This is a genomic window from Pseudomonas sp. HLS-6 (genome assembly GCF_002753995.1).
In the GTDB taxonomy this organism is placed as follows: Bacteria; Pseudomonadota; Gammaproteobacteria; order Pseudomonadales; family Pseudomonadaceae; genus Aquipseudomonas; species Aquipseudomonas defluvii.
Map to the genome: position 1 here is coordinate 2,388,049 of NZ_CP024478.1, position 14,966 is coordinate 2,403,014.

General features: G+C 61.2%; 14 protein-coding genes. 4 read left to right on the forward strand and 10 right to left on the reverse strand.

The genetic code is table 11. The features are described from left to right. Nucleotides 1–112: 112 nt before the first annotated feature. The 3 genes from CS390_RS11380 to feaR all read left to right on the forward strand — a co-directional run bounded on the left by CS390_RS11380 (nt 113) and on the right by feaR (nt 3,253). A complete protein-coding gene (locus CS390_RS11380; protein ID WP_099774473.1) occupies nt 113–1,612 on the forward strand; it encodes an APC family permease in 1,500 nt (499 codons plus the stop codon). After that, nucleotides 1,593–2,177, forward strand: coding sequence for a DUF3156 family protein (locus CS390_RS11385; protein WP_099776650.1), 585 nt, complete (start codon nt 1,593–1,595; stop codon nt 2,175–2,177). The genes CS390_RS11380 and CS390_RS11385 overlap by 20 nt, the downstream gene beginning before the upstream one ends. 113 nt (nt 2,178–2,290) lie before the next feature. Beyond that, nucleotides 2,291–3,253 carry a transcriptional regulator FeaR gene (feaR, locus tag CS390_RS11390; protein WP_065757823.1) on the forward strand — a complete coding sequence of 321 codons (963 nt, stop codon included), beginning with the start codon at nt 2,291–2,293 and terminating at the stop codon, nt 3,251–3,253. Between the two features lie 260 nt (nt 3,254–3,513). On the opposite strand, the gene CS390_RS11395 is transcribed toward feaR, so the two are convergent. Next, on the reverse strand, nt 3,514–3,879 hold the full coding sequence (locus CS390_RS11395; RefSeq protein ID WP_065757824.1) for a cupin domain-containing protein: 366 nt from the start codon (nt 3,877–3,879) through the stop codon (nt 3,514–3,516). 33 nt (nt 3,880–3,912) lie between these two features. After that, a complete protein-coding gene (locus CS390_RS11400; protein WP_065757825.1) occupies nt 3,913–5,211 on the reverse strand; it encodes an FAD-binding oxidoreductase in 1,299 nt (432 codons plus the stop codon). A gap of 336 nt (nt 5,212–5,547) precedes the next feature. Between CS390_RS11400 and tyrS the strand changes: the two genes are divergently transcribed. Next, the gene (tyrS, locus tag CS390_RS11405) at nt 5,548–6,783 is read left to right on the forward strand and encodes a tyrosine--tRNA ligase (protein WP_099774475.1); all 1,236 of its coding nucleotides are present in this window, start codon (nt 5,548–5,550) and stop codon (nt 6,781–6,783) included. Nucleotides 6,784–6,848: 65 nt separating this feature from the next. On the opposite strand, the gene CS390_RS11410 is transcribed toward tyrS, so the two are convergent. From CS390_RS11410 to CS390_RS11445, 8 genes are all read right to left on the reverse strand, one after another. Then, on the reverse strand, nt 6,849–8,303 hold the full coding sequence (locus CS390_RS11410) for an NAD-dependent succinate-semialdehyde dehydrogenase (protein ID WP_099774477.1): 1,455 nt from the start codon (nt 8,301–8,303) through the stop codon (nt 6,849–6,851). Between the two features lie 15 nt (nt 8,304–8,318). Further along, nucleotides 8,319–9,122, reverse strand: coding sequence for a 4-hydroxy-2-oxoheptanedioate aldolase (hpaI, locus tag CS390_RS11415; RefSeq protein WP_065757828.1), 804 nt, complete (start codon nt 9,120–9,122; stop codon nt 8,319–8,321). Between the two features lie 10 nt (nt 9,123–9,132). Beyond that, complete coding sequence (gene hpaH / locus CS390_RS11420) at nt 9,133–9,936, reverse strand: 2-oxo-hept-4-ene-1,7-dioate hydratase (RefSeq protein WP_065757829.1); 804 nt, start codon at nt 9,934–9,936, stop codon at nt 9,133–9,135. A 13-nt stretch (nt 9,937–9,949) separates the two neighbouring features. Beyond that, complete coding sequence (locus CS390_RS11425) at nt 9,950–11,254, reverse strand: MFS transporter (protein ID WP_065757830.1); 1,305 nt, start codon at nt 11,252–11,254, stop codon at nt 9,950–9,952. Nucleotides 11,255–11,300: 46 nt separating this feature from the next. Then, a complete protein-coding gene (locus CS390_RS11430) occupies nt 11,301–11,693 on the reverse strand; it encodes a 5-carboxymethyl-2-hydroxymuconate Delta-isomerase (protein WP_065757831.1) in 393 nt (130 codons plus the stop codon). Between the two features lie 55 nt (nt 11,694–11,748). Next, complete coding sequence (gene hpaD / locus CS390_RS11435) at nt 11,749–12,606, reverse strand: 3,4-dihydroxyphenylacetate 2,3-dioxygenase (protein WP_099774479.1); 858 nt, start codon at nt 12,604–12,606, stop codon at nt 11,749–11,751. Between the two features lie 119 nt (nt 12,607–12,725). Then, complete coding sequence (gene hpaE / locus CS390_RS11440; protein ID WP_065757833.1) at nt 12,726–14,186, reverse strand: 5-carboxymethyl-2-hydroxymuconate semialdehyde dehydrogenase; 1,461 nt, start codon at nt 14,184–14,186, stop codon at nt 12,726–12,728. Nucleotides 14,187–14,191: 5 nt separating this feature from the next. Continuing rightward, nucleotides 14,192–14,959 carry a fumarylacetoacetate hydrolase family protein gene (locus CS390_RS11445; protein WP_099774480.1) on the reverse strand — a complete coding sequence of 256 codons (768 nt, stop codon included), beginning with the start codon at nt 14,957–14,959 and terminating at the stop codon, nt 14,192–14,194. Nucleotides 14,960–14,966 lie beyond the last annotated feature (7 nt).

The window sequence follows — 14,966 nt, forward strand, 5'->3', positions numbered from 1 at the left end:
CGAAGCGCACAGTGGACGTACACGGTGACAACCCGCACCTGGAAGGGGCCTTGCAGGTTGACGGGTTTTGTCGCCATTTATGTCACACACTGAAGTCAGGGGCATTATCCAGATGTCAATCAATAAAAAGCTCACCGAGCATCTGAATCGCGGCACCGTCGGATTTCCCACGGCACTGGCCAGTACGGTTGGTCTGATCATGGCCAGCCCGGTCATCCTGACCGCAACCATGGGGTTCGGGATTGGTGGCAGTGCCTTCGCGGTGGCCATGGTGATTGCCGCTGTCATGATGCTGGCTCAGTCGACGACCTTTGCCGAAGCAGCCTCGATCCTGCCAACCACCGGCTCGGTCTACGACTATATCAACTGCGGCATGGGGCGCTTTTTCGCCATTACCGGTACGCTTTCAGCCTACCTGATCGTCCATGTCTTCGCCGGTACCGCCGAGACCATCCTCTCAGGGGTCATGGCCCTGGTGAACTTTGAGCACCTCAATACCCTGGCCGAATCCGCCGGTGGCTCGTGGTTGCTGGGTGTGGCGTTCGTGATCGTGTTCGGCATTCTCAATGCCTTTGGCGTCAGCGCCTTCGGTCGTGCGGAGATCATCCTGACCTTCGGTATGTGGACCACCCTGATGGTGTTTGGCCTGCTTGGCCTGATCTCTGCGCCGGCAGTAGAGTTGGACGGCCTGTTCGGTGAGTCGTTGGTGGGCACCGACCTGATCACCATCCTGTCGCTGGTTGGCATGGCCATGTTCATGTTTGTCGGCTGCGAGTTCGTCACGCCGCTAGCCCCGGACCTGCGCAGGTCTGCCTCGGTGATGCCCAAGGCCATGGCCCTGGGGTTGCTGGGTGTGGCGTCGTGCATGTTCATTTATGGCGCGGCAATGAAGCGTCAGGTCGAGAACATCGTGCTTGATCCGGCCACCGGGCTGCACCTGTTGGACACGCCGATGGCCATTCCGAAGTTTGCTGCCCAGGTCATGGGTGACATTGGCCCGCTGTGGCTGGGTATCGGCTTCCTGTTCGCCGGCGCTGCGACCATCAATACCCTGATGGCCGGCGTACCGCGGATTCTCTACGGCATGGCGGTGGACGGTGCATTGCCCAAGGTGTTCACCTACCTGCATCCGCGCTTCAAGACGCCGCTGCTGTGCATCCTCGTCGCGGTACTGATTCCTTGCCTGCACGCCTGGTACCTGGGGGGTAACGCAGACAACATCCTGCACTTGGTACTGGCTGCGGTCTGCGCCTGGAGTACGGCCTACCTGCTGGTGACCCTGTCGGTGGTCATCCTGCGCATTCGCCGTCCTGACCTGCCACGTGCCTACCGCTCGCCGCTCTTCCCGCTGCCACAGATCCTCTCCAGTGTCGGTATCCTGCTGGGGATGTGGTTCATTACCCCACCGGGCATGAACCCCGCCGACATCTACGTTCCATTCGGCATCATGCTGGCGGCCACGGCAGCCTATGCGCTGTTCTGGACACTGTGTGTGCAGAAGGTCAACCCGTTTGCCCCGGCACGGGTCGAAGACGTCCTGGCGGTGGAGTTCGCCAACGAGCCTGGCATTCACGTTAGCGGTCATGTCCATCATGCTAGCAAAGCTGTTTGACCTGTTCAGCGCCCAGCGGGCCCCGGCCGGTTACCGGCCAGGGGTCACCCTGGAGTTGCTGCGGCGTAACCTGGGAATACACCGTTTCCACTTGGCGGAGACGGGCCGTGCCGAGTTTGATCTGGGGGCGACGGGGCTGCGCGTGCAGGTCAGCGAGCGTACTCAAGCGCAGTTGCTGATGCATCTGGTCATGACCGAGTTCCGTCTCCAAGTGCCTGCCTTTGAACAGGGCAACGTCCACTTTGATCTGCACCATACTGGCTCGCTCAAGCGTACCGGTATTCGTTGCCGCTACCGTAGCGGCGACCGGACGCTGTTCGAGGCCGTGTCGAAGCGGCTGCTGGGCGACGCCAGGCTCAGCGCGGCGCTGATGCCGCTGGATTTCAAGCACCTGAGCATCGAATACGCGCTCAATGGCTGGACGGTTACTCTGGAACACATGGGGGGCAGCGAAGTCGTCAACCGTATGCCTGCCTTTCGTCGCTACGTAAAATTCAGCAGCGAACAGAAAGTGCTGCTCGAGCATACGCTGACGGCTCTGCAACGCGTGTTACTGGCACGTTAGCCAAAGGGTGGCATGAATACTGCTCCACATTGCGTGATGGATTATGGTTGTGCGCTCATTGGTAACATGTTAACAATTGAGTCATAAAAATAAGTTCGCGTGTGGAGGTATTCATGAGCATCCCCCAGCTTGATGGCAACAGACTGGAGCGTTGGACCACAGCCATGCAAAGTGTCTGTGGCCGTTTCGAGACCGAGTTGGCGTTTAACCGGTCGTTGTTCATCGGTGAAATATCGACCAGCCTGCGGGCTGGTCTGCAACTGTCCAACCTGCGAACCAATGCGGGCAACATCAAGCGCTTTGGTGACAACCCTGACCGTGACGATGACCAGCATTGTTTCCTGGTCAGCCAGCGTACCGGTTATTCGCAAATCACTCAGGGGGGCGTCAAAATCCAGCTTGCGCCGGGTGAGATGCTCTTGATGGACTCTGTCGGCCCCTGCGAAATCACCCCGTTCGGTTTGATTGAACACACCTCGTTGTCGTTGTCGCGCACTGAGGTGCGCAAGCACCTGAAAGGCCAGGGCGAGACCTTTGGCAAAATTTCCTCCAGTAACGCGTGTGGCCGCATGTTGCATGTGTTGATGGATGAGCTGTGCAAGGACACCGATGAGCACTCCTCGGCCAATGCGCAAGGTGATGCGCTGCAGAGTGCCTTTATTTCATTGCTCAGCCCGGGTTTCGAGCGCGCCGACGCCAGTAGCACTTCGTTGACCGTCAATGGTGTCAACCTGCGCAGCTACGTGCAGAAGGTGATCGATGAATCACTGACCCAGCCAGGCTTGAGCCCGGCAAGCCTGGCCAGTCGCTTGAACATTTCGGTGCGCCACCTCTACCGTCTGTTTGAGGAGGAGGGCGACAGCGTTTGCCGCTACATTCAGCGTGCCCGCCTCAAACGCAGTGCCGACGACCTTTCCAACCCGTTCCTGAAGACCGAATCGATTACCGCCATTGCCTACAAATGGGGGTTTACCGACTCGGCGCACTTCAGCCGCTCGTTCAAGAAGCAGTTCGAACAATCGCCGAAAGATTTTCGTGCTCACGTACTCAGCGCCGCTATGGCCGGCACGGCGTAACCGATAACCTAATCACTCGATAGCACGTTTACCCAGGACGTCCGTATGTCGTCGGCAAGCTCGGTGCGCACTACCTACCTTTCGGTCGGTAGTGTCATTGGGTGAGCCGGTACGGCAGTGAATGCGCGGTGCTTGCATCGTTGGCAAGCCAACTCCCACAAAGGGGTGCCGCAGGCTTTGAAAGCGGCTACGTTGGCTGGAAAAAACAAACCCCCGCTGAGAAGCGAGGGTTTGTTGGTGAAGGGGAGCCTTGAGACGGGTCAGACGACCGCGAAGTAGTGCTTCACAAAGCTCTCGCTGACGACTTCCCAGAGCACCGGCGTGCCCTTGGTCACGAACCAGCTGTCGCCGGCTTTGTAGCGCGTGCTCTGGCCGGTGGACTCATCAGTGAGCAGCACTTCGCCGGTGACGACCACGGCCTGTTCGTTGAATGGGTAGACCATGCGGAACTTGCCTTGGGTCGTGCCGAAGTAGGCGCTGCTGACCGGATCGGTCGGTGCACCGAAGGTCATTTTGCCGAAGGCTTTGACTTCGCCTTCCAGAATCTCGGAACCCAGGTCGGCAACGGTGCCCCAGGCGTCGAGTTCGGACAGCGCAATGTTGTTCTGTACAGTTGTAAGGGTCATGGCAGTGCTCCAGTGAGTGAACGATAAGGGGTTTCAACGCCGGCCGTTGAAGTAGCCGGACAGCTGATGCAGGCTTTTGCCGGCCGTCAGCAGCAGGGGGCGAATGTGGTCTTTGCCGAGGATCTGGGCGTGTTTGACCGAGCTGATCAGGTCGTAACGCGATGAACCTTCGCTCATGCCCTCGGCGAGGATTTTGCAAATGATGTGGCTCGGGGTGACGCCGAAGCCCGAGTAGCCTTGTACATAGAACGCATTCGGGCGGCCGCTGAGTGTGCCGATCTGCGGGAACAGGTTGGCGCCGGTGGCCATTGGGCCGCCCCAGGCCAGGTCGATCTGCACGTCCTTCAGGTACGGGAAGATCTTAAGCATCAGGTTGCGGTTCCAGGCCTTCAGGTCCTTGGGGATGTGTTCGATGAATGGTGTGGCGGCACCGAACAGCAGGCGGTTCTCATTGGTGACCCGGTAGTAGTCGATGACTGGGCGAATATCGCTGTAGGCACCGCGGATCGGGCTGATGCGCCGGATCAATTCGTCGGACAGCGGCTCGGTCATCAGTTGGAATGCGTAGGTGTTGATGGTGCGTGCGTGCAACTCTGGCTCCAGCTTGTTGAGGAAGCTGTCGCAGGCCCACAGCAGCTTGCGCGCTTTCACCGAGCCGCGCCCGGTACGCACGGTGATCTGCTCGCCGTAGCTCACTTCCAGGGCCGGGCTATGTTCGAAAATACGTGCGCCCAGGCCGACCAGCGCTTTGGCCTCACCGAGCAGCAGGTTCAGCGAGTGCACATGGCCACCGCCCATGTGCAGCAGGGCGCTGCTGTAGGCGTCCGAGCCGATGATCTGCTTGACCTCGGCGCCGGCCAGGAAGCGGATTTCGTCCTTGCTGTTGATCGATTTGAAGTCTTTCTCCCAGGCGCGCAGGGTTTTTTCCTGGCGGGCGTTGAAGCCCATGTAGCCATAGCCGTGGCAGAAGTCTGCGTCGATGGCGTACTTGGCAATACGGTCCTTGATGATGCCGGCGCCCAGTTCGCTGATCTCGAAGATCTCGCGCAGGCCTTGCTCGCCGACACTGCTCTTGATCTTCTCCAGGTCGTGCCCGATCCCGGCCATGATCTGCCCGCCATTGCGGCCCGTACCGCCAAAGCCCAGGTAGCGTGCCTCCAGCACCACAACGTTGGTGATGCCTTTTTCGGCCAGTTCCAGCGCAGTGTTGATGCCGGAGAAACCGCCGCCAATCACGACGACGTCCGCTTCAATGTCACTTTCCAGCGTCGGGAAACTGAGGTTGTATTTCTTGGTAGCCGAGTAGTACGTAGGCGTTTCGATAGTGATCATGGCGCAGCCTGAACGGTTGAATTGGCACGACGGCAGGGCTTTTCGCAAGCACTGTCCCCTGGGGCCTATTAAGTTCCTAACGAGCGGTAGGTGTCTTGACTCTGCGTGCCGACGGCTTTGATCCGGCCTGCCAGCGCAGGCGTTTCAGGCCGGGCCGCTTGACGGCAGCCCTTGCATTTCGGATGATCGTTTCATGAATACATTAATGACCTGTCGCAGCGACTATTACGGCTACCCGCTCACCCCATGAGGCGGTAGTTGCTGCGTGCACCCGATCCGCCTGAGGCGAATCGGATAGTGCTCCCTTCTCCTCGGGCCTTACCCCTGGAGACAGCAATGAACGACACCCAAGACCGTTTGATCGACCACCTGCAGGCGCGGGGCTTTATTCACCAGAGTACCGACCTGGAAGCCTTGCGCACGCACTTGGCCACGGGGTCAAGAACGATCTACCTCGGCTTTGATGCCACCGCCGACAGCCTGCACGTAGGCCACCTGCAAGGCCTGATGCTGATGCGCTGGCTACAGAAGGCCGGGCACCGGCCGATTCTGTTGATCGGTGGCGCCACGACCCGTATCGGTGACCCGAGCTTTCGTGACGAGAGCCGGCCGATCCTCAGCGAAGCGCAGATCCAGGCCAATATCGCTGGCATTACCCGCACTTTTGGCCGTTACCTGAACCTGGGTGAGGGCGCTGGTTTTGTCGTCGATAACGCGCAATGGCTCGATGGTATTGGTTACCTGCAGTTTCTGGATCAGGTGGGGCGCTACTTCTCCATCAACCGTTTGCTGACCTTCGACGCGGTTCGCCAGCGCCTGGAGCGCGAGCATTCATTGTCGTTTCTTGAGTTCGGCTACACCCTGCTGCAGGCCCACGACTTTACCGAGCTGGCGCGCCAGTACGATTGCACTGTGCAACTGGGCGGTGCTGACCAGTGGGCCAACATCATCAATGGTGTGGAACTGGGGCGCCGTCGCGACAACCGCCAGCTGTTTGGCCTGACCATGCCGCTGTTGACCAGCAGCGATGGCAAGAAAATGGGCAAGTCGGTCAGTGGCGCGGTGTGGTTGGACGGTAGCCGCCTGGCACCGTTCGATTTCTGGCAGTTCTGGCGCAACTGTGATGACCGCGATGTCGGGCGCTTCCTGGCGCTGTTCACCGAGCTGCCGCTGGAGGAGATTCAGGCGCTCACGGCGCAGGGCGGTGCCGCGTTGAATCAGGCGAAGTGCGTATTGGCTGACCACGCCACGGCGCTGGCCCATGGCGAGGCGGCGGCACAGCAAGCCCATGCGGCGGCAACCGCTGTATTTGCCCACGGTGAGGCGGCGGAGCTGACCACGCTGAATATTTCGCGCGCCCAGGTGCAGGCCGGTATCAGCCTGGCCGAGTTGCTGGTCGAGACGGGCTTGCAGGCATCACGCTCAGCGGCACGTCGTCTGGCTGAGGGGCGTGGGCTGCGGCTGGATGGGGAGCTGGTTGAGTCGGCTGAGCGGGAAATGGACCGGCAGGCCAGCCAATGGCGGGTAAGCCTGGGCAAGAAACGCCATTTCGACATCAAGGTGGTGGGCTGACGCGAGCGGGGTTTAGCAGAAACACGGCCTGCTCAGCAGGCCGTGTTGGTCAATGGACCTGGCCGTTACTTGATACCCAGGCACATGTACTTTTGCTCGATGTAGTCATCAATGCCGTACTTGGAGCCTTCGCGGCCCAGGCCGGATTGCTTGATGCCGCCGAAGGGGGCCACTTCGGTAGAGATCAGCCCTTCGTTGACGCCGACCATGCCATATTCCAGCGCCTCGCTGACGCGCCAGGCACGACCGAGGTCGCGGGTATAGAGGTAGGAGGCCAGGCCGAACTCGGTGTCGTTGGCCATAGCGATGGCTTCTGCTTCGGTGTCGAAGCGGAAGATCGGTGCCAGTGGCCCGAAGGTTTCGTCACGGGCCACCAGCATCTGCGGGGTTACATCGCCCAGCACGGTAGGCTCGAAGAAGTTGCCGCCCAAGGCATGGGGCTTGCCGCCGGCGAGCAGCGTCGCGCCTTTGCCCAGCGCATCGTTGATGTGTTCTTCGACCTTGGCCACCGCCTTGGCATTGATCAAGGGGCCTTGCTGGACGCCGTCGGTATCGGCACTGCCAACCTTGAGCGCCTTGACGGCGCTGGCGAGGCGTTCGCTGAAGGCCTCGTAGATGCTGTTCTGCACCAGAATACGGTTGGTGCAGACGCAGGTTTGCCCGGTGTTGCGGAACTTGGAGCCAATCACGCCTTCAACAGCCGCATCCAGGTCGGCATCGTCAAAGACGATAAAGGGCGCATTGCCGCCCAGTTCCAGGCTGACTTTCTTGATGGTTTCAGCGCATTGCGCCATCAACAGCTTGCCGATACCGGTCGAGCCGGTGAACGAGAGCTTCTGCACCAGCGGGTTACCGGTCAGCTCCGCTCCGATCTCGCGCGAGCGGGTGCCAGGCACAATATTAAGCACGCCTGCAGGAATACCGGCACGCTCGCCCAACTCGGCTAGCGCCAGTGCCGACAATGGGGTTTCCGAGGCCGGTTTGACGATAACGGTGCAGCCTGCCGCCAAGGCCGGGCCGACCTTGCGGGTGATCATGGCGTTGGGGAAGTTCCACGGGGTAATCGCGGCGACGACGCCAATCGGCTGCTTGATGACCAGCAGGCGACGGCCTGGCTTGTCGTGAGGAATGACGTCGCCATAGACCCGTTTGGCCTCTTCGGCGAACCATTCGATAAAGCTGGCGCCATAGGCAATTTCGCCACGGCTTTCTGCCAGCGGCTTACCCTGTTCCCAGCTCAGCAGGCGCGCCAGGTCTTCCTGGTTGGCCATGATCAGCTCGAACCATTTACGCAGAATCGTGCTGCGCTCTTTAGCGGTTTTGTCGCGCCAGGCCGGCAGGGCCGCATGAGCAGCGTCGATGGCGCGGGCAGTTTCGGCCTGGCCGAGGGAACTGACGGTAGCGATGATTTCGCCGTTGGCCGGGTTGCTCACGCTGAAGCGGGCATGGTCGTCCGCCTCAAGCCATTGGCCGTTGACGTAGGCGTGCTCGCGTAGCAGTTTCAAGTCGTTGAGTGTCATGGTCATGCTCAGCAGTTAGTAGACGCTGCCGCCCGCGCTGGTGGGCGCGGCGCAGCCTTTGAATTTGCCGGCCAGGGCCTGCAGGCCACGCATCAGCACGGTGGTATCGACACCGACGGCGACGAAGGCTGCGCCCAGTTCGATGTAGCGTCGGGCAAGTGCTTCGTCAGCGCTCAGAATGCCGGCGGCTTTGCCAGCCTGCTGGATCCGCACGATGGCGTCTTCGATGGCCGCCTGGACTTCGGGGTGGCCGGGGTTGCCACGATGGCCCAGTGAGGCACTGAGGTCGGCCGGGCCGATGAACACGCCGTCGACGCCGTCGACCGCTGCGATGGCGTCCAGGTTGGCCAGGCCTTCACGGTTTTCGATCTGCACCAGCAGGCACATCTGCTGGTCGGCGTGATCCAGGTAGCCGGGAATGCTGTTCCAGCGCGAGGCGCGGGCCAGGGCGCTGCCAACCCCGCGAACACCTTGCGGCGGGTAGTGGATGGCGCGGACCAGTTCGCGCGCCTGCTCGGCGCTTTCGACCATGGGCACCAGCAAGGTCTGGGCGCCGATGTCCAGCACCTGCTTGATCAGGGCGGTATCGCCGATCACCGGGCGAATGATCGGTTGGCTCGGGTAGGGCGCCACGGCTTGCAACTGGCCGAGCATGCCGCGCAGGTCATTCGGGGCGTGTTCGCCATCGATCAGCAACCAGTCGAAACCGGCATTGGCCGCCAGCTCCGCGCAATAGGCATCGGCCAGGCCGAGCCACAGGCCGATCTGGGCTTCGCCACTTTTCAGGCGTTGCTTGAAGGTATTGATGGGCATGTCCATGGGCTGCTCCTCAGACAAAACGGCAAGCGATGGAGCCGAGCATGTCGTAGTCGACATGGAAGGTATCGCCTGGGTTGGCCGCAACCGGACGGGTGAATGAGCCGCCAAGAATGATCTGACCGGCTTCCAGGGTGACGTCATACGGCGCCAGTTTGTTTGCCAGCCATGCCACGCCCTTGGCCGGGTGGTTGAGTACGGCCGCAGATACGCCGGACTCTTCGATCACGCCATTGCGGTAGAGCACGGCAGGTACCTTGCGCAGGTCGATCTCGGTCGGGCGCACGGCCCGTCCGCCCATGACCACGCCGGCGTTGGCGGCGTTATCGGAGATGGTGTCGAAGACCTTGCGGGTGGCCTTGGTCTGCGGGTCGATCTGTTGAATGCGCGCGTCGATGATTTCCAGCGCCGGGATTACCCACTCGGTGGCGTCGAGCACGTCGAACACGCTGACGTTCGGGCCCTTTAGTGGTTTACCGAGGATGAACGCGAGCTCCACCTCGACCCGAGGCACGATGAAGCGGTCGAAGGGAATGTCGCTGCCTTCTTCGAACATCATGTCATCGAGCAGGGCGCCGTAGTCCGGTTCGGTGATGTTCGAGGACACTTGCATGGCCCGTGAGGTCAGGCCGATCTTGTGCCCGACCAGCTTGCGACCGTCCTTGATCTTCTGCGCTACCCAGGCGCGCTGGATGGCATAGGCGTCTTCGATGGTGATGGCCGGGTGTTCGAGCGAGAACTGGCGGACTTGTTCGCGCGAGCGTTCAGCACGGTCGAGTTGGGCAGCGGCTTGCAGAATCAGGCTGTGGTCAAGCATGGAAAAGGCTCTCTTACTGTGGATTAACGATGGCAGCCCGGGTGCGCAGCACCAGGAAACCGCCCAGAGCGATGAACAACGCCAGTACATACAAGGCCAGGCTGGCGCTGTGCGTGGTGTCGCGCATCCAGCCGATCAGGTAAGGCGCAAGAAACGAGGCGATGCTGCCGAACGAACTGATCAGGGCGATGCCGGCCGCCTGGGTACTGTTGGAAAGAAATGCCGGTGGCAACTGCCAGAACATCGGCAAGGCGGCACTGGCCCCCATACCGGCGACAACCAGACCACTGAGCACCATGACCGGATTGGTGGGTGCCAGGCCGGCCACTGCGATCCCCAGTGCCGACATCAGCAGCGGTACGCACAGGTGCCAGCGGCGCTCCCGGTGACGATCCGAAGAGCGTCCGCAGGCGATCATGAACAGGCAGCCGAACAGGTAGGGCACGGCGCTGAGCAGGCCGACCTTGCCGTCGCTGCCGATGCCGGCGCCGTGAATCAGGGTGGGCATCCAGAACGCCAGCGTGTTGACCGCCAGCATCACCGCAAAGTACACGGCGACCAGTAGCCAGACCTGCGAGTCCTTGAGGATGCCGGAGAACGAGGTAATGGACTTGCGTTGCTCTTCATGGCTGAGCTGTTCGCGCAACTGACGTTTCTGCTCGTCGGACAGCCAGTTCACGGTTTCGAAACTGTCAGGCAGGCACTTGAGTACGATCAGGCCCAGCAGTACGACAGGAGCGCCTTCGATCAGGAACATCCACTGCCAGCCACGCAGCCCGGCAAACTCATGGAAACGCTCGAGGATACCGCCCGACAGCGGGCCGCCAATTACCCCGGCCATCGGTACGGCAATGGCGAACAAGGCGGTGACCTGCGCACGGCGCCCGGCCGGGTACCAACGGTTGAGAAAGACCAGGATGCCGGGGAAGAAGCCTGCTTCGGCCACACCCAGCAGGAAGCGCAGTACGTAGAACCCGCTCGCGCTGTCGATCCACAGCATGCCGGTGGAGAGCATGCCCCAGACCACCATCAGGGTGGCGATCCAGCGGCGCGGGCCAACCCGGTCCAGGGCCATGTTGCTGGGTACGCCGAACAGTGCGTAGGCGACAAAGAACAGGCCTGCGCCGAAACCGTAGACGGTATCGCTGAAGTGCAGGTCGGTGCTCATCTGCATCTTGGCGAAGCCAATGTTGATGCGGTCGAGGTGGGCAAACAGGTAACAAATCAGCAGCAGGGGCATCAGTCGCCAGGTGACGATGCTGTGGGTACGGTCCTGGGTAGCGGCGGTGATGCCTTGAACGCTATGGGCTGTGTTCATGATCTTGTGCTTTTTATTAGAGAGATCAGGGGTAAAGGCAACGAGGTCAGTTGCCTTGTGATTTGAGGAACGCGTGGACGTTGTTTTCCTTGAAGTTCAGGACCTCGTGCAGCTCGATCATCTCGAAGGACAAGGCCAGCAGGCGTTCGGCCTGCAGGGGCGCAAAGTGCGCCTTGATCACCTCGAACAGGGCTTCGGCGACACGCTGGCGGGTGGCCAGGTCCCGGCCATGGCCGACTTTCAGGGTCATGTGCACGAAGGCATAGTCGTGCTTGCCATCGGCCATGCGCCAGGTATCCAGGCGAACGGCACGGCTGCGGATGCCGCCCAGTGGGAACACGCCACTGGCGCCCAAGGTGGCATGAACCTTCTCGAACAGGCCGGGCAGGTCGGCCTGCTCTTCGAGGTTGTCGGTGTACTCGGCAATGAAATGCGGCATGGGAACTCCTCTGCGCCGGGCAGCCTTGAGCCTGTCGCTCAAGGCTTGCGCTACGTTAAACCGGGAAGATGGCGTTGATTTGGCCGGTACCAGAGCTGCCGAACGGCTCGGTGAGCACCTTGACAGGCTTGTTGTAGTCGGCACCACCGAGCAGGCCCAGGAGCATCGCGGTGTCATGCATGCCGCCTTCGCCAAAGCAGTGCGCGGCGTAGTCCGGGAGCATGGCGCAGAACTCCTTGAAGCGGCCTTGCTTCCACAGCTCGACCACGCGCATGTCCATCTGCTTGTCGAATTCGCGGGTCCAGTTGTGGATGTTCGCTTCAGCGTTGCGGTCGTCCGAGAAACGGTGCGACAACGAGCCGGAGGCCAGCACCAGGACCTTGCGGTCGCTCTTTTCAATGGCCCGGCGTACGGCGGCGCCGAATGTGAAGCTGTCTTCCAGGCGATGCCAGGCACACCAGGCCGCAACCGAAACGACATTGAATTTTTGCTCGTCCGGAACGTCCATGTGCATGTAGCGCATGGGCACCAGGGTGCCGTACTCCAGCTCCAGGCTCGGAATGTTGTGGGCCAGGGTGCGCACGTCGGCGGCATTCGCCTCGGCGGCGATCAGTTCACCCAGTTCCGGGCAGCCGGGGTACTCAAAGTGCATGTCCTTAATGAAGTGCGGCAGCTCGTTGCTGGTGTAGATACCCTTGAAGTGTTCGCCACAGTTGACGTGGTAGGCACTGTTGACCAGCCAGTGCACATCGAACACGACGGCGGTATCGGCGCCCAGTTCGCGCGCGCGGCGGCCAATCTCCTTGTGGCCGGCGATGGCGGCTTCACGGCAGCCATGGTGTTTGCCCGGTAGTTCGGAAAGGTACATCGATGGCACATGACAGACTTTGGCTGCCAGGACGACTTCGCCCATGATGAAACTCCTGAAAATTGTTCTTGTTGTGCGTTGTAGGAGCCGGCCTTGCCGACAATGTGCTCACCCTATACAGGGTGCTGTCGTTATCGCCAACAACGGCGGCTCCCGTGCGGGTATCAGACGCCCCAGCGTGGAATGTGGTGGCTGCCCATGGAAATGCACACGTTCTTGATCTCGGCGAACACTTCGAAGCTGTACTGGCCGCCTTCACGACCGGTGCCGGAACCCTTCACGCCGCCGAACGGCTGGCGCAGGTCACGCACGTTCTGGCTGTTGATGAAGACCATGCCCGCTTCGATGCCACGCGCCAGGCGGTGGGCCTTGCCGATGTCCTGGGTCCAGATGTAGGAGGCCAGGCCGTATTCGGTGTCGTTGGCCAGTTGCAGTGCTTCGGCCTCGTCCTTGAACGGGATCAGGCAGACCACAGGGCCGAAAATCTCTTCCTGGGCAATGCGCATCTTGTTGTTCACGTCCGCGAATACCGTCGGCTGGATGAACTGGCCGCGGCTCAGGTGCGCCGGCAGGTTGGCCGGGCGCTCCAGACCACCGGCGAGCAGGGTGGCGCCTTCTTCGATACCGATCTTGATGTAGCCGGTGACCTTGTCGTAGTGGGCTTGAGTGATCATCGAGCCTACTTGGGTTTTCGGGTCTTGCGGGTCGCCGACGATCAGGCGCTTGGCACGGGCGGCGAACTCGGCAACGAATTGCGGGTACACGCTTTCCTGGATGAAGATCCGGCTGCCCGCGGTGCAGCGCTCGCCGTTCAGCGAGAAGATGGTGAACAGTGCCGCATCCAGTGCGCGCTCAAGGTCGGCATCTTCAAAAATCAGCACCGGCGACTTGCCGCCCAGCTCCATGGAGTACTTCTTCAAACCGGCGGTCTGCATGATCTTCTTGCCGGTGGCGGTGCCGCCGGTGAAGGAGATGGCGCGCACATCCGGGTGACGAACCAGGGCGTCGCCGGCGGTGGCGCCGTAGCCCTGGATCACGTTCAGCACGCCGTTGGGGATGCCGGCTTCAACGGCCAGGCGACCCAGCTCGTTGGCGGTCAGTGGCGACAGTTCGCTCATCTTCAGGACGGCGGTGTTGCCCAGTGCCAGGCACGGCGCCGTCTTCCAGGTGGCGGTCATGAACGGCACGTTCCACGGCGACACCAGGCCGCATACACCCACTGGCTGGTACAGGGTGTAGTTGAGCATCTGGTCGTCGACCGGGTAGGTGTGACCGTCCATGCGGGTGCAGACTTCAGCGAAGAAATCGAAGTTGTGCGAGGCGCGCGGGATCAGCACGTTCTTGGTCTGGTGAATCGGCAGGCCGGTATCCAGGGTTTCCAGTTCGGCCAGGTGTGGCACGTTCTGCTCGATCAGCTCGCCGAGTTTGCGCATCAACCGCGCACGTTCCTTGGCCGGGGTGTTGGCCCATTTCGGGAACGCTTCCTTGGCGGCGGCAACGGCCTGTGCGACTTCTTCAGCACCACCACTGGCGACTTCACCGATGGCCTCGCCGGTGGCCGGGTTGTAGTTGACGAAGGTGTCTTTGCTCTCGACCTCGCGGCCGTTGATCCAGTGTTTGATCATGGTGTTCAAGCCTTTTTGTTCTTGAAGAAGTCAGTTTCACTGACAATGCGGTTGACCAGGCGACCGACGCCCTCGACTTCAACTACCACCTCATCGCCTGGCACGACATCGGCCAGGCCTTCAGGTGTGCCGGTGGCGATCATGTCGCCCGGCTGCAGGGTCATGAAGCTGGAGAAGTATTCGATCAGGTAGGGGATGTCGAAAATCATGTCCCGGGTGCTGCCTTCCTGTTTCAACTCGCCGTTGATCCAGGTGCGCAGTGTCAGGTTGCTTGGGTCTGGTACGTCCGCCACATCGACGATCCATGGGCCGACCGGGGTGGTGGCGTCACGGTTCTTCACCCGCAGGTTGGGGCGGTAGTAGTTCTCGAGGTAGTCGCGGATCGCGTAGTCGTTGCACACGGTGTAGCCGGCCAGGTACGCCAGGGCGTCTTCGCGCTTGACGTTGCGTGCCGGTTTGCCGATCACCGCCACCAGTTCGCACTCGTAGTGCATGTAGGCGACGTTGTCCGGGCGCCAGGTGGTCTGTTTATGGCCGGTATAGGTGCCGGGCGACTTGATGAAGGCCAGTGGCTCGGTCGGCGGTGCGAAAGCCAGCTCGGCGGCGTGGTCGGCATAGTTCAGGCCCAGGGCGAACATGCTGCCGGTGGCCGGTGGCAGCCACTCGACCTGGTCTTCGTTGATACGGCGACCATCGGCCAGGTGCAGGACGTTGTCGGCGTCGACCGTGGCGAGGTGAACCTCGTCTTCAAAGCGGATACGGGCGTGTTTCATGAGGGCT